Source organism: Paenibacillus pabuli, assembly GCF_039831995.1.
Lineage (GTDB): Bacteria > Bacillota > Bacilli > Paenibacillales > Paenibacillaceae > Paenibacillus > Paenibacillus pabuli_C.
This window is the reverse complement of the sequence record NZ_JBDOIO010000004.1, coordinates 1,530,832-1,552,180: the sequence shown is the minus strand read 5'-3', so window position 1 is coordinate 1,552,180 and position 21,349 is coordinate 1,530,832. Positions and strand designations below refer to the sequence as shown.

Below are 21,349 nucleotides of genomic sequence, written 5' to 3'. Positions count from 1 at the left end.
CCTTTCATTAACCTTGGTTGTTGCCCCAAAAACATCGTGGAGTAATGCCGCAAGATATCGATGCATCTCGCCTGATCGTCTGTATTCCTTATCACATGCCATGTGATCTATGTCACCCGTTAATTTCAGATCTCGCGTTATGATAAAATGATGCTAACTAAAAGAGAACAAACCAAATCAGGAATTGCACCGCCCCAGCAATCTCAATCATGCCCACTTTCATGGGACGCAGAGTTTGACCAGCATATACAAATGCTCGAACAGCGGAGTAGATATATGCTAAGCTCATCCACGGATATCCGGCTATGACAGGGATGGTGAGCAGGATGATATGCAGCAGACGGGTTATCGTTATCCAGCGTTTGTTGTTTCTCTCCCGGAAGACTGATTTTACAAAGAACGTGCTTCCTGTAAAATGTAAAAAGGAAAACAACAGCACAATTGCCATTCGGTAATCCCAGACTCCCGTACCAATGAGATATGCTGCTGCACCTCCAAGCGAGAACATCAACATGGCACACAGGTCATTCGTGAGCGAACGCTCAGCCTTGTGTCTGACGTGCCAGATGTTAACGAGCAATAATATGACCAGTACTGGGGCAAATGCCAGTATGGAAGGATGCCCGATCAACGGGGGTACAAGACATGCCGCTGCAGCTATCCCATATATAACAGCCCATGTGTACAGGCGGCGATGATCCGCTCTTCTTTTGAGAGATTGCAGCAAGGGGTATGCCGCCAGGTATAGTCCAAGCCATGCCATGAATAGTGGCAGATGCAGCCACTGTGGTCCGCTGGCTATTACGCCTGCCGCAAAAGGTACACTTACCATGGCCCACCCGCCATGTTCATGAGGGATAACGATTTTATGTACTGTCACTTCACATTGACCTCCTAATGATAAGGATATAGAAAGGAAGAATCTTAATGCGCAGGGAAAACAAAGATACGGCAGCGGAGTTTCTCCAACAGTTCCCCATTTTCCAGGACCTGAGTCCAGAAGAATTGAAACAGGTAGAGGATATCGCCATTTCCAGGAGCATTCATAAAAAAACGGTTATTTTTGCCGAAGGCAGCGAAAAGGAAGCTGTGTTTTTTATCCGGACCGGCATCGTAAAAGCATATAAAACGGATGAGAACGGTCATGAGCAGATCGTTTCCTTTCTAAAAACAGGAGATATGTTCCCACATACGGGCTTCTTCAATGCTCATCCCTATCCCGCTACGGCAGAAGCCATCACTCCAGCAGAACTGATCGCCATCCCAGTCAGTCTGTTTGAACGCCTTATGCTTAATACACCATCCATTGCGATCAAAATTATGCGGGTACTTGGGGATAAAATTCGCGAACTGCAGGATAAACTGCAAGTGCTCTCTGGCCAGGACGTGCGCAACCGCGTGCTTTCCTTCCTGTTGATGTTGGCAGAGCAGCACGGTCAGCCTTCCGGTCACAAAATCATTATCAATCTGCCTATGACGCACCAGGAATTCGCCAATTCCATTGGCACGACCAGGGAAACAGCCAATCGTTTGTTGAATCAGCTCACCAAGGAAAATCTGCTCGAAGTAGATCGCAGACAGATCATCATTCATGATCTGCAGGCCTTGAAGCAACAACGCGACACTTGAGCGATATTACGGAAATCTATCCTTCGTAGACGAATTCTAATGAAGATAGAACGAAGATGGAACGCTAACAGCTGATTACGTATGAAAAGACCTTAACATCAATGGCATGTTGTTAAGGTCTTTTGTTGTATATACTTGTGGTTCAGCCTATCAGCCTATGGTGCTGAAGGAAGATCTCTTTTTCCCATATCACTGAACATACCCGCATAGAACTTGACTTCTCCAGCTTCATTGCGGATTGCAGTAATGCTCAGCCATTCCAGATAAATCTCTCCGTTTTTCTTGCGGTTCCATATCTCTCCCTGCCAATATCCGTGCTGCTTCAGATCAGCCCATAACTGTTCGTAAAACGATTTATCCTGTTTACCTGATTTCAGCAGGCTTGGCTTCTGTCCCACCGCTTCATCGGATCGATAACCAGTGACTGCCGTAAATGCCGGATTTACCGAGCGAATAACGCTGTTTGTATCCGTAATCAGGATGGCCTCGATCGTGTTTTCTAATATGCTCGCGGACAGCTGAAGCTTCTCCTCATAGAACATCCAGAAGACAAGCACCAAACTCACCAGTGCAATCATGGAGAGTGCCATGAATCCGATCGCATAGTGACCTGTCATGCTGTAGAGCAGCGTCAACATCAATGGCGGGAAAAATCCGCCAAGCCCCCCCATTGCAGATATAATGCCATTAGCGACACCTGGTTGTTTAACGAAATACATTGGGACCAGCTTAAAAATGGTTCCGTTTCCTGTACCGGCGCATAAGGCAACGGTCAGACAACCAACCGTATACATGTAGATTGACGGCGCGAAGGATAATACGATCGCCGCAACCGTTAATCCGCCGAATACAAACATCAGTATTTTAAAGGAATTGAAGCGGTCGCCAAGCCAGCCCCCGACCGGACGCATAATGGTAGCCACCAATATGAATCCCGCTGTACGTATCCCTGCATCCACTTTATCCATCTGAAAGTGACTGACCAGGAAATTGGGAAGGTACACGGTGAACGCCACGAAGGAACCAAAAGTCAGGAAGTAAAATAAACACAGCAGCCATAATTTAGGACTTCGCGAGACTGCTTTTAACTGTTGCATCAGCGGTACGTTAACCCTTGTTTCCTGTTTGTCTCCCAATACAAAATTCAAGGCAGCCATTCCCAGCAGCAGAATGCTGTACATAAGAACCGTTTTGGACCATCCCATTTGATCCGCAAGCAGCGGAGCACCAAAAGCAGACAATGCGGTTCCCAGATTACCGATACCATAGATCCCGTTAACAAATCCATGTTTCTCTTTGGGATAATATTTGGGCAGTGAAGTTACGCCTACGGAAAATACCGCTCCGCCTATCCCGAGGAAAAAGCCACCTATAATTAAATCCAGAAAAGAAGTAGATCGGCTGATCCACCATACTGGCGCGAGCAGCAGAACAAAACTGATCATAAAAATATTGCGTGCCCCATATCGGTTCGTCCAGTATCCAATTGGGATACGGGCAACGGAACCAATCAGGACAGGAATGGCTGTAGACCAGGCTAACTGTGAAGAGGTTAACGCAATATCTTCTTTAATAAATGGCATTAAGGAAGACAGAATAACCCACACCATGAATCCCAGAACCAAACTTGCCGTTTGCAAGGGCAGTTGGACTTTGCCTTTGTTTTGCATCTACATCGCCCTTTCTTTTTTCGGTTTTGAATCTGGATAAACAGACCCGTCACGTCTGCGATACAATACATAGCTTCGCTTAAGGTAGCCGAGCGGCATGCTCAGCATATGCACAAGACGAGTAAACGGAAAAACGCAGTACAGAACAAACGAAAGCAGGATGTGTACTTTAAAATTCAAAGGTACGGTCTGCATTAGCGTTGGATCAGGCTGAAATACCATTAAACCGCGCAGCCAAGGGTTGATCGTAGTACGGTAATCAAAACCGGTATGATTCACCGCATTCGCAGATGTCGCCAATATACCAGTTATAATGACGACAAGAAGCATGACGAGGGCCACCCAGTCTCCTGCACTGCTCGTTGCTCGCACTTTGGTGGCCGCATATCTGCGCACCAGTAGTATGACTCCACCAGCAAACGCGATAATTCCCGCGGGCAATCCGCCCGCAATGGCAATCAGATGATAACCTTCATCACTAAGACCAATCCAGCGATAGAATTCTACCGGAACAATTAATCCGGCAATATGGCCACAGATCACGGCGAATATGCCAATATGAAACAGCAAGCTTCCCCATTTCAGCATGCGTTTTTCTAGAATTTCACTGGACTTGGATGTCCAACTGAACGGATTCGTCACGTACCTCCATATGATTGCAGTAACACAAAAGATGAGAACCATGTAAGGGAGCGCCCCCCACAAAAACAACTCCGATGTACTCATCGACTTCCCCTCCCCATCCAGGTTGGCACGTTTTGCGCTGCCGCGGAATGGTCCTGAACTTCTTCGTCAACATGGACAGGCTTAGGGATAACCTTCAACACTTGCTCTAACAATGGACCGTAGGGGCTGTTCTGTCCTAATACGCTATCTGTGATCGTTACCAAAGACTTATAACAACTCGACACCACTCCATATGCATCTTCAGAAGGAGCCTCCGCTATAAATTCAAGCACCATGGGTAAATAATCGGGCAGCTCATTCCATTCCATGTAGAACCCGGCAGCTTCATATCTGCGCTTCAATTCAATAAGAGCCGGCCCCCGGTCCCTTTCGTCTCCGTACAGAGCATAGGTTAAGTACAAATTTGATTTTTTGTCAAAATCAAACGTCCGAACGTATCGGTCCTGCCAATACGTGGAATCCACAGATTCTGCGTCGTCCACAAATGTCAGCAGTACCTTTTTCATTGTTTCATCTGTGAGGGACTGCACAGCAGTTCGGACACCCTGCAGCCCTTCCCTCCACGTGGGATCTGGATATTGCAGCAGATAGGAGGTCAGCTTGCATGCTTTCCTAGCCCCATCCATCCGTTCATCCACAGCCTGACTCCATTCCGTATTCATATCGGTTGTCATCGTAGTCGTTGTCTCCTCTCCCATCAGAATACACCACAGGAACCTGGGCCACCTGCAAAATCAAGCCCGCAGCTTCCTTGTTCATTGAAGAGATCCGCCACTTCCTCCCGATGAGCAGGCGGGATCACGAAGCGGTCATTATATTTGGCAATGGCGAGCAGCCGGTACATGTCTTCAACTTCCTGTGAGTCCATCCCCACCCGGTTAAGTAATGCAGGATCACTGTTTTTTCCGGTTTGCTGATTCCGCATGTGGATCCGCATTACCGCCATTTTGCGTAGTACATCACGAATTCGTTCCGTGTCTCCTGCGGTGAGCAGATTGGCCAGATATTCCACAGGTATACGCATATTGTCGATGGCAGGGAAGATATCATTTGCATCCAGCGAACTTCCCTGTCCTTCTACCCGATTCGTGATAGGGCTCAGCGGCGGAATATACCATACCATCGGCATGGTCCGGTATTCCGGGTGAAGCGGAAGCGCAATGCGCCAGTCCACAACCATTTTATAGATAGGCGACTGCTGAGCTGCGATGATCCAATCTTCCGGAATGCCAGCCTCCCTTGCTTCACGAATTACTTCAGGGTCATGCGGATCCAGAAAGAGTTCCATTTGTGATTCATACAAATCCTGTTCACTCTCCGCTGAAGCCGCCGCTTCAATACGATCTGCATCATATAACATCAGACCAATGTATCGGATACGACCGACACAGGTCTCCGAACAAATCGTTGGTAAACCCGCCTCAATCCGCGGAAAGCACAGGGTGCATTTCTCGGCTTTGTTGGTCTGCCAATTGAAATATACTTTTTTGTAAGGACAGCTGGACACACAGAATCTCCAGGCACGACATGCGTTTTGGTCGACCAGTACGATGCCGTCTTCTTCCCGTTTATACATCGCTCCTGAAGGGCAGGAAGAAACACAGGAAGGATTGAGGCAATGTTCACAGATTCGAGGAAGATACATCATGAACACCTGTTCAAAATCCATTTTGATCGATTCCTCGACACCCCTCATATTGGGATCTTCCATCCCCGTTACATGGGCACCTGCCAGGTCATCCTCCCAGTTTGGTCCCCATTCCAGGTTCATGTATTCTCCTGTAATTTGGGATTTTGGTCTCGCCACGGGCTGATGCTTTTTCTCCGGACTGCTCGTCAGTTTCTCATATTCATAGGTCCAGGGTTCATAATAATCGTCGATGGTTGGCTGATCGGGATTGTGGAAAATGTTAAGTAATCGTCTGGCACGTGTACCTGACTTTAGCTCAAGTTTTCCATTTTTCATTTCCCATCCGCCGCGATACCGCTCCTGATCTTCCCACTGTTTGGGATAACCGACCCCAGGCTTGGTCTCCACGTTATTCCAGTACATGTATTCCGCGCCAGGCCGGTTCGTCCATGTGTTTTTGCACGTTACACTGCACGTATGGCACCCGATACATTTATCCAAATTCATGACCATGCTGACTTGTGCTTTAATCTTCAAGCCAATCCACCTCCTGCAATTTTCTAATGATGACATTCAGGTCACGCTGGTTGCCTGTTGGGCCGTAATAATTGAATCCATAGCTTAACTGGGCGTATCCGCCAATCATGTGGGTCGGCTTCACATGAATCCTTGTGGGACTATTGTGGGTACCTCCACGTGTTTGCGATATTTGGGTTCCCGGAACGTTAATGTGCCGGTCCTGAGCGTGATACATGAAAGCCATTCCGCGAGGGATACGGTGGGTGACAACTGCACGGGCAACGACTACACCGTTCCGGTTAAAACATTCGATCCAGTCATTATCGACAAGTCCTGCCTCCTCTGCATCCTCATGATTCATCCAGATCGTCGGACCACCTCGGAACAGAGTCAGCATGGGCAATGCATCGTAGTACATGCTGTGAATCGACCACTTGTTGTGCGGAGTCAGATAGTTCAGGACAATTTCCTTGCCGCCTTCAATCGGACGTTTGCTGTTCGGATGGAAAGGCGTATGTTTCAGTACAGGTTTGAACGTTGCCAGTGTTTCCCCGAACTCGCGAAGCATCTCATGATCAATGTAAAATTGCTGTCTGCCTGTCAACGTACGCCAAGGAATAAGCCGTTCCACATTGGTTGTAAATGGCGAGTAGCGCCGGCCGCCTTTTTCCGATCCGCTGAATGCAGGAGACGTAATGACCGTTTTGGGTTTGGAAGTAATCTCATCAAAAGTGAAACATTCCTCAGACCGCTCTTCAGCCAAGTCCTTCAGATGTAAGGCCGTTTTTTGCTCAAGCGACTCCCATGCACGCACCGCCATTTTACCGTTTGTTGTTGTGGATAGCGTTAGGATGGCTTCAGCCACATTTCGGTCTGTACTCAGATCAGGACAACCTTGCCCCACTCCCGCTTGCCTGCGCGTACCCAAAATGCTTTTGAGCTTCTCATACTCTTCGCTGGCTGACCAAGAGATACCCTTGGTTCCAATGGGTTTATCCCTGACCACTGGACCCAAAGTGATCATCTTGTCATATACCGCGGCATAGTCGCGCTCCACAATCTGAATGTGAGGCATCGTTTTGCCTGGAACAGGCTCACATTCGCCTGCACTCCAGTCTCTGATCTCGCCATACGGCTGAGCCAGCTCATCGGGTGAATCATGCAGCAGCGGTGTCGCCACAATCTCATGCTGTGGTCCGTCAAATTGCTGCGCAGCCATTTCCGAGAAGACACGCGCAATCTCCTTGAACGTGTCCCAGTCCGAACGGGACTCCCATTGACTCCCAACTGCCGGGTTAAACGGATGTACGAACGGATGCATATCCGTGCTGCTCAAGTCACTTTTTTCATACCAGGTCGCCGCAGGCAGCACAATGTCGGAATACATCGCTGTTCCCGCCATGCGAAAATCCAGATTGATCATCAAATCCAGCTTGCCTTCAGGTGCTTCATCCACCCACTCTACGTGTTCTGGCCGGAGTCCGTGATCGTCATCGTTCAGCAATCCGTTCGTTGCACCAAGCAAATGCTTCAGGAAGTACTCATGGCCTTTCCCTGAGCTGGAGATCAGATTCGCTCTCCATACGAATAGCACACGTGGGTAGTTCGCAGGGTCATCCGGCTGCTCAATGGAGAACTTGAGGTTTTTATTTTTCAATTCCGATGCCACATATGCACCGATCTCGTCTTTCGTTACAGCTCCGGAATCTATGGCATCCTGATGCAGATCAATCGAATTCCGATTAAATTGGGGGTAGGACGGAAGCCAGCCCATGCGAGCAGCCATGACATTGTAATCTGCAACATGCTGGAAACGGGGTTCACCCTCCAGCGGTGAAGTCAGCTCGCCTACTTTTGTTTCCTCGTATCTCCACTGATCTGTTGCAAAATAGAAGAACGATGTACCGTTCTGAAGACGGGCAGGCCCTGTCCAGTCACGGGCAAAGGCAATCGTCTGCCATCCCTCTGCAGGACGAAGTTTCTCCTGTCCGACATAGTGAGCCCAGCCTCCGCCGTTCACGCCCTGACAACCGGTCATGAGAATCAGGTTGATAATCGCACGGTAGATCACGTCCGAGTTGTACCAATGGTTGATCCCGGCTCCCATAATAATCATAGAACGTCCCTGGGTATCGATCGCATTCTGGGCAAATTCACGCGCAATCTGCACCACCGTTTCCTGCGGTACACCTGTAATCTGTTCCTGCCATGCAGGGGTAAACGGCTTTTCTTGCTCGCCATTCAGCAGACCGTCCACGGATTCATCCGCTGTGCTTCTCCGAGCCCGCGGCATATCAGAGATCGTGATGACTTCAGAAGAATCTGCGGAACGTGTCATTTCACGTTCTACTCCATACTTAGCAAGGACCAGATCATACACCGCTGTAACCATAATCCAGCGATCCTCAAGCCAGATTTGACGAACAGGAATTTGACGTTCCATCACATGCCTGCCCTCATCATCAAAATAAGGCAGTTGAATCGTGACCAAGTCATGATGCACACCAAGAAGAGATAACCGCGGATCAATGGGTTCGCCATTCTCGACCTGTTCCATTTTCAGATTCCAGGTCCCTTCCTCACCCCAGCGGAATCCGAGGCTGCCTTTCGGCATCGCATATGTACCGCTGTTATCGTCGTAGACGAGTGTTTTCCAGGCCATATTGTTGCCTGTGATGCCCAAGTCTTCTCCGACAAGAAATCTGCCGGCTGTGTGAACTCCGTTTTTCTCCTCAACGATCAGGAGATTAGGAAAATCCGTATATTGTTTGGCATACTGCATGAAGTAGGCCGTAGGTTGTTCGATATAGAATTCTTTGAGAATCACATGCCCCATAGCCATGGCAAGAGCTCCGTCGGTCCCCTGTTTGACTGACATCCATGTATCCGCAAATTTGACATATTCGGCATAATCCGGGCTGATGGATACAACCTTCGTTCCCCGGTAGCGTGCTTCAGCCAAAAAGTGAGCATCAGGCGTACGGGTCATTGGCAGGTTGGATCCCCAGACGAGAATATACCCGGAATTGTACCAGTCGCTGCTCTCGGGCACATCGGTTTGGTCGCCCCAAATTTGCGGTGAGGCTGGGGGCAGATCGGCGTACCAGTCGTAGAAACTGAGCAGTGGCGATCCCATCAGGGACAGGAAGCGAGAACCTGCAGCATAACTGACCATCGACATGGCCGGAATAGGCGAAAAGCCAATAATTCGATCAGGTCCGTACTGCTTGATCGTATGAATAAGGGAAGCGGATATGATCTGCGTTACTTCACTCCATGACGCACGGATCAATCCACCCTTGCCGCGAACGGATTTATATTTTTTGACCTTATCCGGATCATCCGCAATACTGGACCAGGCTTTGACCGGATCACCATGCAATTGAAGCGCATCTCGCCACAGATCCAGCAATGCTCCCCGGACGTAAGGATATTTGACGCGCAGCGGACTGTATAGATACCAGGAAAAACTGGCTCCGCGCGGACATCCTCTTGGTTCGAATTCCGGCATATCCGGACCTGTGGAAGGATAATCGGTAGCTTGCGTCTCCCAGGTAACGATTCCGTCTTTTACATAGATCTGCCAGCTGCAGGATCCTGTGCAATTCACGCCATGTGTCGAACGCACAACTTTGTCATGCTGCCAGCGCCGCCGATAGACGTCCTCCCAGTCCCGGCTTTCGGGTGACATCTCGCTCCAGCCCTCCGCATTCTTTTCCCGTTTTACAAAATATTTAAGTTTTCCCATCCAGGGTGTGCTTTGCTTACTCATTGTTTTCCTCCTGCTAATATGACATGTAGTTTCAGATCAGAATCACATTCAGAGCCGACTTTTAACACGTACATCCTGTTAACCTCCGATTTGGGACATATGCCGGAGGGACGGAACACCCCGAATCGCTTCACCTTTGAGAGCTTTGAGCATGTCGTGTGTCTCGGGCTTAACTCCCAGTGCTCTGAGGAACATGCCTCGAACCGCACTGTCGTTGCCGACATGTGGACGTACGTTGAATTCATCCGACCAATAAAGACAGGGCTTGATATTGCCGTCTGCCGTCAGTCTCAATCGGTTACATGTACCGCAAAAGTGACTGCTTACAGGGTGAATCAGACCAAATGTGCCAGCGGCTCCGTCAATCCGATAATTATCTGCCGGACCATTGCTATAGACATCACAGTTTGTGTAACTCCACCTGGTCTCGCATGTGTCCAGTACATGCTGCAATGACATAAACCCTGATTTCCAACCTTCTCCGCTCTCCCCTATGGGCATGTATTCGATGAAGCGAACATGAATCTCCTCTTCCAGAGTCAAGCGCAGAAAATCCTCAACCTCGTCATCATTCACGCCTTTCATCAGCACCACATTCAGTTTGATCGGCCGCAGTCCGGCTTTTCGGCTGGCCTTTATACCATCGAGCACCCGCTTTAGGTTTCCTCCCCTGGTAATACTGGCAAACCGTTCAGGTTGCAGGGAATCCAGACTGATATTTACTCTTGTCAGCCCGGCTGCTTTCAGTCGATCCGCACATGCGGCCAGATATATGCCATTCGTTGTCATAGCGATATCCTCAATTCCAGGAATCAAGGATAAACGGGCAATCAACTCGTCAAGTCCTTTTCGAACTAGAGGTTCCCCGCCGGTCAAACGCAATTTCCTGATTCCAAGCGGAGCAAGCGCCTGAACAACGGAAACCATTTCATCATGAGACATGATCTGATCCGAAGGCTCGAACTGCATCCCTTCCGCCGGCATGCAGTATACACAGCGCAAGTTACAGCGGTCTGTAACCGAGATGCGAAGATAATCATGAACTCTTCCAAAGGGGTCAACCAGTCCCGCTTCCATATCAAGCTCCTCCTTCCTCTAGGTGTAATTCACTATGGCTGGATGAAGGCTCCATCATTCCTCTCATCACTTGTCATCTTGTCGCTAAATATAAGGATGTCTTGGCAACGTAACTGTGCAAAATATCACAATGAGTGAAACATAGTGCACATCACCTATTACTAAATCTCCCGCAATCCGTGCTCCAAGCTGGAATCCATAAAAAATGAGGCAAGATTATGACAAAAATAAAATGTGTGAGCACGCTCACACAGATGACCCTACATATTTTCTATACTCAGTTTGCAGCGCCACACTAAACCGATTCAGGAGGAACAACCTATGAACACATATGCAGCAACGATTAATGCAACCGAGTATCCACCGCATCTGAAACATAAAATCATCTTCGAAACTTTTGAACAATTGCCGCCAAATGAAGCCATGCTGCTGATCAATGATCATGATCCGGTGCCCTTGCGTTTCCAGTTTCAGTCTGCTCATCCAGACGGTTTCACCTGGGAATATATCGAACAGGGTCCATCTGTCTTCCAGGTCAAAATCAGCAAACTGTAGAATGGATACCCTTAAACAGAGCACGAACTTACAAGATTGGATGTGAGCCACATGCCTTCAGCGGATAACCGAATCATAGAACTCGATGTCCGGCCTCATTTGAGCAAAAAGTTAGAGCCGTTCCAACTTATTATGAACACCGTAAAGGGGCTGGACCCCATGGATGTGTTTGTGCTCCACGCTCCTTTCAAGCCCACACCCCTGCTCGGCCTTCTTAAAATGAGAGGCTATTCCCATTCGTCGGAACAAATCAATGCCGAGCACTGGCGTACCACATTTGTACACCGCAAAAATAAAACGTGGCTCAAGGACGCGACAGTCCATACCGCAGAAGTCCTGGACTCGGAAGAAGATCCCTCTGGGTGCACCGGAGAGCCTGACTCAACTAGACTTACTTACAACTCTGACGAGACGATCCTGTTCCCAACCATCACACTGGATAACCGGGGATTGGAGCCGCCGCAGCCGATGATGAGAACACTGGCCGCGCTAAAGCGCTGTGAGCCTGGACAGATGGTTCTCATTCATAATGACCGTGTTCCTGTCTTCTTGATGGAAGAACTGAATCATCTCGGATGTTCTTTCACCGTAGAGGACCAGGTGGATGGTACAGCCAAGCTTAGAATCATAAAAGGATAAGGGAGGGTAGCGCCGTGTCCAGGCTGCCATTTTGGTTTATCGTTACAGGCATCCTCGGATTTATCGCGTACCATGCATTTTCCCTTCTGTCTCTGACAGGTTGGCTTGGCGATGAGTTACGAGGGCCGGAGGGATGGTTCCATGCCCATCTGTTTGTCCTGGGATGGGCGACCATGCTGGCCATGGGGGCTGTTTATCAACTGATTCATGTGATTTTGCAGTCCGATATTTACAGTACGAGGCTTGGTTACATCCATTATGTAATGTTTAGTATCGGTGTCATTGGCATGTTATATGGATTCGTTCGGGCAGATGTACGCTGGCTTGCAGGTTTTGCTACCTGTGCCCTGATTGGAATTTTGCTGTTCGGATGGAATATGGCGGTCACGTTATATAAAGCATCGCAATGGAATCCGATTACGGTAAGTACGGCTTGTGCTTGTCTCTATTTGGTTCTTACCGGGCTGACGGGCATGTTAATGGGTTTGAATTTTGCCTTCGGACAATGGAACGGACTGCATGAACGAATATTCGGGGCTCATATCTGGATGGGGACCATCGGGTGGTTCGGCATGTTAATTACAGGATTCAGCTACAAAATGCTGCCCATGTTCTACCTTTCGCATCATTATCCAGTCCGACTTCAAAAGGTAATCCTCTTATTGTGGAATGCAGCTGTAATTACAGGCGTTACTGCATTTCTGACCGATCATAAGGAAGGTTTACTCTGGCTTGCACTCCTGCTACTGACAGCGGGTATGCTGGTCTATGTATACCATTTGGAACAAATACAGGAGAAACGTCACAAAAACAATCCTGGTCCAGGCATACGCTGGTCTGTCTACGTAAGCCGTGCACTGGCAGCATTTATGGTTGCCCTGTTGATCTATGCGTCGCAAGGACCCGAATTACTGCTTCATGCGCGGGTAGTCCTTCTGGCAGGCTGGCTTTACCTTGGTGGCTGGGTCTCATTAACCATTCTGGGTTATGCATCGAAGATTGTCCCCTTTCTATGGTGGACGCACAAATATGGCAAGCAAGCCGGAAAACCAGGAACGCCTCTTATGGCTGGTATGTTAAGTCAGCGTCATGTGAACTGGGGTTTGATCGCAATGGTTGCTTCCAGTCTTCTGCTTGTCAGTGGTGTCTTGATCAATCTAGCAGAGGTGATGATGGTTGGCGGTACCCTTTTATCTGTCTTCTCTATGGCTTACATCTTCATGATTGCAAGGGTGTTCAAACATTAATGTGAATGGAGCGTGGAACATATGGAACAGACGGAACAGGTGAACCAACTGGTTGAATGTCTCAAGGAGGTCTACGACCCAGAGCTAGGCGTTAACATTGTAGACCTTGGGCTCGTATATGAAGTTCAAGAGGAGCCGGGACGGGTTTGGGTCCGCATGACTTTGACCACTCCGGGCTGCCCTCTTCATGATACGATTCTCGGTGCGGTGAAATGGGTACTGCAGGAGCATACAGACCATAAGGATGTTGATGTGCAGTTGGTATGGGAACCTCAGTGGTCTCCCGAGATGATGTCGAATGAAGCGAAGGAAATGCTGGGATACTTTTAAGTTGGTAATCCATATGGCCCCCTGAGACGAACCATTAAACACACAAAAAAACGTACTAGATCTCCATTTAAGAGAGATAGTACGCTTTTTGCTTGGCATGATTTTTTTTTGTGATTCTTATGGAATTTTTACAGGCTGGAGCTATTCAGATCCAATTATACGTCCCGGGCATACGATTCATCAGGCACCTTGTTTAGTACAACAAACAACCGCGCTTCACGGCTTCCCGTATTATGAAAAGCAAATGTATCCTCTCCACTGCAGCAGATCACATCTTCCTGTTGTACCTTCTGTTCAACCCCATCCAATATGATCGTTCCTTCTCCTTCGATAACAAGGACAAGCACATCCGTTCCAGGATGCTTATGAACAGGCAGTTGTTGCCCCGGCAGGAAATGCAGCGCAAACGTGACCCCACCGTTATGCTGAAATAGAATGCGTTTCGTAAAGCGTTCTGTCTGGAACTCCTTGACGGCTTGCAAAGAAATCGTACTCATCGTTTATTCCTCCTTAGATGTTCGTGGAATAAACTCATTGTATAGTACAATAGCCGGGATCACCTTGATTAGAATCAAGAAATCCCGACTATGGCTCAAAGATGTGACTGATCAGCGCTGCCTCAGTATAATCTATACCATCATTTTTCGCAGCGAAGAGATGTATTTTGCACGAATAACAAGGAAATAAAAAGTCTGTGCCAACAAGAACGCTCCAAACACGGTTAACACAGGAACGGTATAGTTGGCAATCCCGAATTGAGTCAGGAACGGTCTAACCACAACCAGTGTTTCCACGATTGAGATCAAAATGGGAAAGAAAAAGAGAACCGCAATCTGAATCGTGGATGATTTTTTCATTTCCTGGAAACTGAGTCCCATCTTCGAAAGGGAGTGTACCATTCTTCCATCCGACTCCAGATCCGTGTGCAATCGGAAATATAGAAAACTGGCTGACGAGATTGAAAAGATCAAGCCGATAAAAATACCCAAAAAAGTAATTAGCGCTGTTGTCTGTCTAAATTCTTCGAAATCAGTATATCGTGTCGTAAAATAACCGGAGAATTCCCTATCCGCCGAGCGCTCCTTTATTACTTCATCAATGCCTTTCAAGCGGTCACTGACCAGAGCTTCGGATGATTCACGATCCGGTACAGACTGGCCCCATGCTGGGATTTGATACAGATATTTGCCTGAAAGAGCGTCCTTATCCAATGGCTCCGTCAGTTTGTTGAATTCTTCATCCTTTATAATTACCATTGCTGTTGAATAGAGTATGTCGCTGAATACCGGGTCTTTTTCACTATACTTGATGTTGAGGTTCAGTGAATCCAATGGGGTGTTCAGCACGAACTGATCTCCAGCAGCATAGGAACGAAATGTCTCAGACTCCATTCGCTTGTCATCATTCCGGGAGTCAATAAAAATAACTGCATGATCTGTCAGCGTCTGTGTCGGTTTGTTCCGTATAGTGTTAAAACGATTGTATTCACTTAGTGACATCACGGTTACACGACTATCATCCGCGCCAGCATAAAAATACTTCAGGTAAACCTCCTGATATTCCAGGCCGGCAGCGTCCAGAACCTCATTAACAGGAGCCATATTGGGCTGGTCTAATGCACTATATACGTTGTAACGAATCGGAAATGTATTGTCCTTAAAGACCTGACGATTCTCCTGATCCAGGGATAGGATGACTACAGCGCTCATCGATGCAATGGCAATCACAACCGTCACCATGAACAGCATACGTGCGTTGTCCTTGATCTTGTAGCTCATCTCCGAAATCCACAATAACCTCGTCCCGTGCCACATCCGCTTACGGTTGCGTTTCATCAATCGAATAGCCAGAACCGAGAGCTGGGAGTAGAAAAAATAAGTCCCGCCTATGCCTGCCACTGCAGCGATCAGTATGTTTCCACCCGATAAATCACTGTATAAGGCAATGAATCCGGCCGACAGCAACGCAAGCCCTATAAGCGAAAGCAGCCAGGATGCTTTGGGTTCCTTTTTGGGTTTACTCGTACCTGTCAACAACTCAAGCGCACGCTTGTTACCGATAAAAATCAATGTAAACAGGGAAATACAGAAAAATAACAGCAAAAAGGCACACACCGTAATCAATATCGCTTTTGTCGGGAAATAAAAGGGCAGATCCTCCATGCCGATAAACCGAGTAGTGAGCATAAGAAACAGCTTGGACAGCAACATGCCACCACCTATGCCAGCCACAATGGAAAGGGAACCGATCAGCATATTTTCCATGATGACAAGTCTTCGAATCTGTCCTGGTTCTGCACCCAATATCGTCAAGATGCCGAATTCTTTATTCCGTGATTTTAGAAAAGCACTGATGGAGTACATGACGAAAAAGATCGCAAATACATACACTATAATTGAAGCAATTTGCATTCCGGACGCCGTTGTCTTGCCTATCGGCATATTCGCCACATAAGGATGATAGCTGAATACCGCATAAGCGAAGAAGATCATAACCATAAATACACTACTTAGAAAAAAGGCAACATACGCCCGTCCATTCCGCCGAATATTATTAAACGCGAACTGAGGAAAGTTCATGTGAATTACCTCCCCAAAAGGATAAGGTATCGATGATCCGCTGAAAGAAGGTCTGACGATTGTCCCCGCGATGGACCTCTGCAGCAAGCTTGCCATCCTTGATAAATACGATGCGATGACAGAAACTGGCGGCAAGTGGATCATGCGTCACCAGCATAATGGTCGTTTTCTCTAGTTGATTAATCTGTTCTAGTGATTCCATCACGGCTTGTGAAGACGTGGAATCCAGCGCCCCTGTCGGTTCATCCGCGAGCACGATCGATGGCATGTTAATCATCGCTCTGGCGATGGCTGTACGCTGCCGCTGTCCGCCTGAAATTTCATAAATGCGTTTGTCCAAGATGTGATCAATCCCGAGCTGGTTCGTGATTCGTATCAACCTGCTCTCCATCTCCTTATATTTCACCTTGTCCAGCGTTAGCGGTAATACAATATTCTCTGCAACCGTCAAGGTGTCCAGCAGATTAAAATCCTGAAAGACAAATCCGAGTTCCCTGCGCCGGAACATGGCGAGTTCTTTTTTTCTCAACTCAAAAGGATTCTTGCCGTTAATGAGTACTTTGCCCGAACTGGGTTCATCTATCGTAGAGACCATATTCAGCAACGTCGTTTTGCCACTTCCTGAAGGACCCATAATGCCAACAAACTCACCCTGTTTGATGGTCAGATGAATGTCGCTTAGGGCCTGAGTTTGTACTCTACCCTGGTATATTTTATTCAGTGCCGAGACCTGTAACATCTCCATAAATTATTCCCCTCCAATGTAGCTAGTCTTATTGTTCTGATAACTTATTCTTATCGTAACCGACCTCCCGCACCACTGCTATCGAATAACCTTAAACTTTCCTTACAACAGCTTTAAGATTATGTTCCCCTTTCACTGCAACTTTTTTATCCACAAAAAAACACCTCGCCCTCAGGCAAAGCGCTCTACTTTTGATTCGTCCAACTGAAGCGGACCAGCGTCCCTTCGTCCAGTTTTGAGAATAGTTCAACCCGGTTACCCAGACGTGCACTGATCTCGCGGACAAGATACAACCCCATCCCGGTGGACTCATGATACTGCCTTCCCCTCTCCCCTGTGTAGTAAGGATTAAACACGCGATGAATGTCTTCCGCTGATATACCGATTCCTTCATCCTGAATGTCCAAAACGGTTCGCTCTCCCTGAACGTAGGCGGTCATCATGACCTTTTTGCCAGACCTGCTGTCCGAGTAGTTAACGGCATTGGTCAAAATTTGAGTAAACATAAAACGCAGCCATTTGGCATCACTGTATATGTGGAGCTCCTCTTCAATCCGGATGTCCGGTGTGATACCTTTGCGAATAAATAAGCGACGATTTTCAGCAATACTCCCTCGGATCACTTCACCAAGAGAGAGACGTTCAACACGAAAGTCTCCTTCAAACTGCTCCAATCTGGAAGAATGAAGAACCATCTCCAGCCCTTTGCGCATTTTGTCCAGTTCATCCTGAATGCTGCTAGCTGTCTGATCCTCCACATCCTCCAGTGTTAATTGAATGATCGACAGTGGTGTCTTCATCTGATGAACCCAACGATTCATGAATACGACCTGCTGCTCATTTCGAGTACGCAATTTGCCCATTTCTTGCTGCCGTTTTCGCTCTTGTTCGTGGAGTAACCCTTTAACGGCTTGGGCCACTGGAGCATTACCTAGCGGCTGAAAAGGTTCCATGATCAGTTGCTTTGGCTCTTGAAGCGCACGATAGACATGATGGAGCTGAGTATAACGCACAATCAGATACACGATGAAGATAACCGTGCTGATCAACGTCCCGTATAGGACAATTCGAAAAGGACGAGTTTCGCCCGAAAGCCAGTAGACCGAAGAGACTAACAGCATCTGAAGCAAATAGAAGCCAACCAGGGGTAACTGGTCTTTCAAGAAAAGTTTCATTGAAAGTCCTCCTTAGCATTGGCCCCCAAATCGAGTAAACGATAGCCCGCTCCCCGCACCGTCTCCAACAACTCCTCTGCATCCAGATCCTTCAGCTTGCGGCGAACACGGGTAATATACACATTCAATGTATTATCATCGATAAAGTGCTGATCTTCCCACATCAGATCAAGCAAACGCTCGCGGCTGACCACCCGCCCTGCCTTACTCATTAGTGCTTCAACCAGTACAGCTTCTTTTTGCGTCAGCTCCACAGTTAAATCATGATGTTCGAGTACAAACCTCTCGGGATACAGTACCATGGGTCCATTCCGGACTTTTAACTCTTGCTGTGCTGCAGCATATGTGCCGTACGCCCTACGCAGCTGGCTTCGTACCTTGGCCAAAACCACCTCATATTGAAAAGGTTTGGTAATATAATCATCCGCACCATGTTCCAGCGCCATAACCTGATCCATACCGCTGTCACGTGCTGAAATAAATAAAATGGGACATATGGAATGCGTGCGGATCTGCCTGCACCAGTAGTAACCATCAAATTGCGGAAGGTTGACATCCATGAGGACCAGATCCGCACCGACCTTCAAAAAATCATCCAGTACTTGACGGAAATCATCCACGACATGCACCTGGAAACCATTTCGGTTGAGATACGATGTCAGCAAGCCTGCGAGCTTGGCATCATCTTCAACTAAAAATATTGATTGCATTGCAAAACCTCTCCTTCCGCATAACGCCCTGTTTACATCTAGTTAACCATTCTAGACGGAAATGGCTCGGAAATAAAGGGTCAGACGACGAGACGACCTCGCTTCTCCGCAAGACCAATGGTGGCTTCCACTCCGGAATTGAATTCAAGAAAGTCCTGTTCCACCCCATCGCTAAAAATGACCCCATCTTCGGGCATTTGCGATACGATCCGCAGAGGCTGCTTCTGATGAACCTGACCAAATACCAGGTTGACTGCTGTTGTCCGGCTCGGGAACGGTTCACGAACTGTAAAGTACAAGTAAGGAGCATCCCACCCAAAGTTCTCCGTTTGATTTTCCGGTCTAACGGGACTTACCAGGTTAAGACCATCCATGATGTGCATATGTTTCCACGCCTCAGAACCCACAATGCCGGCTGCGCCAGCCAGCACACTCTTGAACCATCCCGTCGATCCGAGCCCTGTCGAAACAATAATACCGCTCGATGACTGCTGTTCTACCGATGAACCCAGACGGACTTCATACCGAGCTGAGACATGGGTTTTCCGGCCAATGAAAAGATCGTTAACCCCGTACAGAAACTGCCCGTCATTCAGTACTACTTTTGCCAAAGTTACTTCTTTCAAAGTACGCTGCTTGCGCATGACATCCGGGATAATCATCTTCAGATCCTCCACCGTAAAAGGAAGAAGTACTCCATCCCATCGCATGGGATCGGGATTCACGCCGATGAGCGGCTGTTCCGTCACATATTTGAGCGTATTCGCCACCAATCCATCCTGCCCTACTACCACCACAATGTCCTGTTCTCCGAATATAAAATTGGGCACATGTTCCCGGTCTATGGTCTGTACCCGCCCGAGCTGACCCAGCTGCTGCTGGGCCTGCTGCACGGCATATCGATAACGTCGATCCTCCTCCATATAATCGCTAAAATCGGCACCAAGACGTTCAATATAAAACTGGGCCTGCTGCACCGTGTTATATCGCACCACCAGTTCTTCCAATCTCGTTCTGCGTTTGACCAGAATCAGTTTGGCATCGCCAAGATGGTTTGGGTCAGTCTGTTGGGTATGTGAGGATTTACTTGAATGTCCCAGCCTCATCGTGCATGGCCTCCCCTCTCTCTTCCTGGTGTCGACATCAATCCTTGCAGCAGATCGGGCGAAATGTTGAGCTGACCAATTTTCCCCGCATTCTCCGCGAGTTCCTGAAACGCCAGCGCAATCAGTTTATCCGAATTCATTCCCATATGGGCCATCGCCTGGAGCACATTTGGTTCCACATCCTGCAAAGATTTCATAACCGCAGCAATTTCATAGGCTTTTGCATCCGCTTCAGCATTTTGGTTGGCAATGGTCAATTCAATGAGCTGCTGTTTCCGTTCCTCCATGGCCGTGTTGAATTGAAGCTGCTCCTGCTCCATTTCATTCTCCTTTTGCTTGACCGAACGCTCAGCCTGTAATTGGGTCTCTCTGATCTGCTGCTTTTTCGTTTCGACGGCTATTTCCGTATTGAGTTCGTTTTCCTTCACTCGTCGCTCCTGCTCAATGGAGGCATTGCGGCGCACATATAATGCCTCATCTGCTTGTCGTAAAATTTCTTCCCGTGCCTGTGCCTCCAGTGCTCGCATCGTTTCTTTATTCGGCAGAATGGCCAGAATCGACAGACTCATCAGTTCCACGCCCAGTTTCTCAAGCTCCTCACTTTGCACCACTTCACGTTTCATGCTGCTTGCCAGTCGTTCACTTGATTGAATGGCCTCCTTGAGTGGCATCTGCTCCAAATTCTTCTTGGTTAATACTTTGGCCGTCGTAATCACACGTTGATCGAGCTTGCCGGGATCGTCAGAGATATACTTGTTCTTCCGTAAATTGTACGTGTAATTCAAGCTTTGCGTTATTTTCAAATAATCCACGATGCGGTAGCTCAATTGGCCCTGAACCGTCACCGTTTGATAGTCTGCCGTAATCTCTTCGAACATAAAAGGAACATCCACGGATGATACAGGCAGTACAACAACCGATGTTGTTGGCTCGTAATAATAAAAGGACAATCCTACGCCCTCGCGCTGTACCTTGCCATTTTTAATTTTCATTACATATTCACTGGGTTGAAACTTCACGAATCGGAATCCAAACATCGCTCATTCCCCATTTCTTAATATTGTCATTATGATATTATCGAAATGATACCAAACACTTTTGATAATGTCAATATGACATTAATGATTTCTTTTATACATAAAAAAAGACCCACCTCTTGGCCGTAGCCTTAAGACAGGTCTGTTTTTCATTTATTTACGTGCAAATGTATACTTAGGTCTTACCGATAGAATGTTCCACGATCATTATCAAAAACGGTGATTTTCAATGGCTTTACTAT

At 47.7% G+C, this 21,349-nt stretch carries 19 protein-coding genes; 5 read left to right on the top strand and 14 right to left on the bottom strand.

Translation table 11 applies throughout. The annotated features are described in order from the left end of the window. Positions 1-157: 157 nt before the first annotated feature. Positions 158-880, bottom strand: a complete 723-nt coding sequence (locus ABGV42_RS26675; protein ID WP_347384420.1) for a YwiC-like family protein — start codon at positions 878-880, stop codon at positions 158-160. A gap of 47 nt (positions 881-927) precedes the next feature. On the opposite strand from ABGV42_RS26675, the gene ABGV42_RS26670 reads away from it, so the two are divergent. After that, positions 928-1,629, top strand: coding sequence for a Crp/Fnr family transcriptional regulator (locus ABGV42_RS26670; protein WP_347384419.1), 702 nt, complete (start codon positions 928-930; stop codon positions 1,627-1,629). Between the two features lie 155 nt (positions 1,630-1,784). Here the strand turns inward: ABGV42_RS26670 and ABGV42_RS26665 are convergent, their stop codons facing one another. The 6 genes from ABGV42_RS26665 to moaA all read right to left on the bottom strand — a co-directional run bounded on the left by ABGV42_RS26665 (position 1,785) and on the right by moaA (position 10,984). Continuing rightward, positions 1,785-3,299, bottom strand: a complete 1,515-nt coding sequence (locus ABGV42_RS26665; RefSeq protein ID WP_347384418.1) for a nitrate/nitrite transporter — start codon at positions 3,297-3,299, stop codon at positions 1,785-1,787. After that, positions 3,300-4,025, bottom strand: a complete 726-nt coding sequence (gene narI, locus ABGV42_RS26660) for a respiratory nitrate reductase subunit gamma (RefSeq protein ID WP_347384417.1) — start codon at positions 4,023-4,025, stop codon at positions 3,300-3,302. It abuts the gene before it with no gap. Continuing rightward, positions 4,022-4,660 (bottom strand): nitrate reductase molybdenum cofactor assembly chaperone, encoded by a 639-nt coding sequence (narJ, locus tag ABGV42_RS26655; protein WP_347384416.1) that lies wholly within the window; start codon positions 4,658-4,660, stop codon positions 4,022-4,024. Before narJ ends, narI begins: the two co-directional genes overlap by 4 nt. 23 nt (positions 4,661-4,683) lie before the next feature. Then, the gene (gene narH, locus ABGV42_RS26650) at positions 4,684-6,153 is read right to left on the bottom strand and encodes a nitrate reductase subunit beta (protein WP_347384415.1); all 1,470 of its coding nucleotides are present in this window, start codon (positions 6,151-6,153) and stop codon (positions 4,684-4,686) included. Then, positions 6,143-9,907, bottom strand: a complete 3,765-nt coding sequence (locus tag ABGV42_RS26645; RefSeq protein ID WP_347384414.1) for a nitrate reductase subunit alpha — start codon at positions 9,905-9,907, stop codon at positions 6,143-6,145. Before ABGV42_RS26645 ends, narH begins: the two co-directional genes overlap by 11 nt. Positions 9,908-9,985: 78 nt before the next feature. Then, entirely contained in the window at positions 9,986-10,984 is a 999-nt protein-coding gene (gene moaA, locus ABGV42_RS26640; RefSeq protein WP_347384413.1) for a GTP 3',8-cyclase MoaA, read from the bottom strand. 321 nt (positions 10,985-11,305) lie between these two features. On the opposite strand from moaA, the gene ABGV42_RS26635 reads away from it, so the two are divergent. Genes ABGV42_RS26635 through ABGV42_RS26620 form a run of 4 tightly spaced genes read left to right on the top strand, consistent with a single transcriptional unit; the run spans position 11,306 to position 13,755 of the window. Then, on the top strand, positions 11,306-11,539 hold the full coding sequence (locus tag ABGV42_RS26635) for a DUF2249 domain-containing protein (protein WP_347384412.1): 234 nt from the start codon (positions 11,306-11,308) through the stop codon (positions 11,537-11,539). 51 nt (positions 11,540-11,590) lie between these two features. Then, entirely contained in the window at positions 11,591-12,178 is a 588-nt protein-coding gene (locus ABGV42_RS26630; protein ID WP_347384411.1) for a DUF2249 domain-containing protein, read from the top strand. Between the two features lie 14 nt (positions 12,179-12,192). Continuing rightward, positions 12,193-13,425 carry a hypothetical protein gene (locus tag ABGV42_RS26625; RefSeq protein ID WP_347384410.1) on the top strand — a complete coding sequence of 411 codons (1,233 nt, stop codon included), beginning with the start codon at positions 12,193-12,195 and terminating at the stop codon, positions 13,423-13,425. 21 nt (positions 13,426-13,446) lie between these two features. Further along, complete coding sequence (locus ABGV42_RS26620; RefSeq protein WP_347384409.1) at positions 13,447-13,755, top strand: metal-sulfur cluster assembly factor; 309 nt, start codon at positions 13,447-13,449, stop codon at positions 13,753-13,755. A gap of 155 nt (positions 13,756-13,910) precedes the next feature. Here ABGV42_RS26620 and ABGV42_RS26615 read toward each other — a convergent pair whose 3' ends face one another. The 7 genes from ABGV42_RS26615 to ABGV42_RS26585 all read right to left on the bottom strand — a co-directional run bounded on the left by ABGV42_RS26615 (position 13,911) and on the right by ABGV42_RS26585 (position 21,107). After that, positions 13,911-14,252 (bottom strand): cupin domain-containing protein, encoded by a 342-nt coding sequence (locus ABGV42_RS26615; RefSeq protein ID WP_347384408.1) that lies wholly within the window; start codon positions 14,250-14,252, stop codon positions 13,911-13,913. Between the two features lie 132 nt (positions 14,253-14,384). Next, positions 14,385-16,334 carry an ABC transporter permease gene (locus ABGV42_RS26610; protein ID WP_347384407.1) on the bottom strand — a complete coding sequence of 650 codons (1,950 nt, stop codon included), beginning with the start codon at positions 16,332-16,334 and terminating at the stop codon, positions 14,385-14,387. Continuing rightward, positions 16,309-17,079: an ABC transporter ATP-binding protein gene (locus ABGV42_RS26605; protein ID WP_347384406.1), complete on the bottom strand. Its 771-nt coding sequence runs from the start codon at positions 17,077-17,079 to the stop codon at positions 16,309-16,311. Before ABGV42_RS26605 ends, ABGV42_RS26610 begins: the two co-directional genes overlap by 26 nt. A 185-nt stretch (positions 17,080-17,264) precedes the next feature. Further along, positions 17,265-18,254: a sensor histidine kinase gene (locus ABGV42_RS26600; protein ID WP_347384405.1), complete on the bottom strand. Its 990-nt coding sequence runs from the start codon at positions 18,252-18,254 to the stop codon at positions 17,265-17,267. Continuing rightward, complete coding sequence (locus ABGV42_RS26595; protein WP_347384404.1) at positions 18,251-18,964, bottom strand: response regulator transcription factor; 714 nt, start codon at positions 18,962-18,964, stop codon at positions 18,251-18,253. The genes ABGV42_RS26600 and ABGV42_RS26595 overlap by 4 nt, the downstream gene beginning before the upstream one ends. Before the next feature lie 80 nt (positions 18,965-19,044). Next, complete coding sequence (locus ABGV42_RS26590; RefSeq protein ID WP_347384403.1) at positions 19,045-20,070, bottom strand: sugar kinase; 1,026 nt, start codon at positions 20,068-20,070, stop codon at positions 19,045-19,047. Then, positions 20,067-21,107: an SPFH domain-containing protein gene (locus tag ABGV42_RS26585; RefSeq protein ID WP_347384402.1), complete on the bottom strand. Its 1,041-nt coding sequence runs from the start codon at positions 21,105-21,107 to the stop codon at positions 20,067-20,069. Before ABGV42_RS26585 ends, ABGV42_RS26590 begins: the two co-directional genes overlap by 4 nt. Positions 21,108-21,349 lie beyond the last annotated feature (242 nt).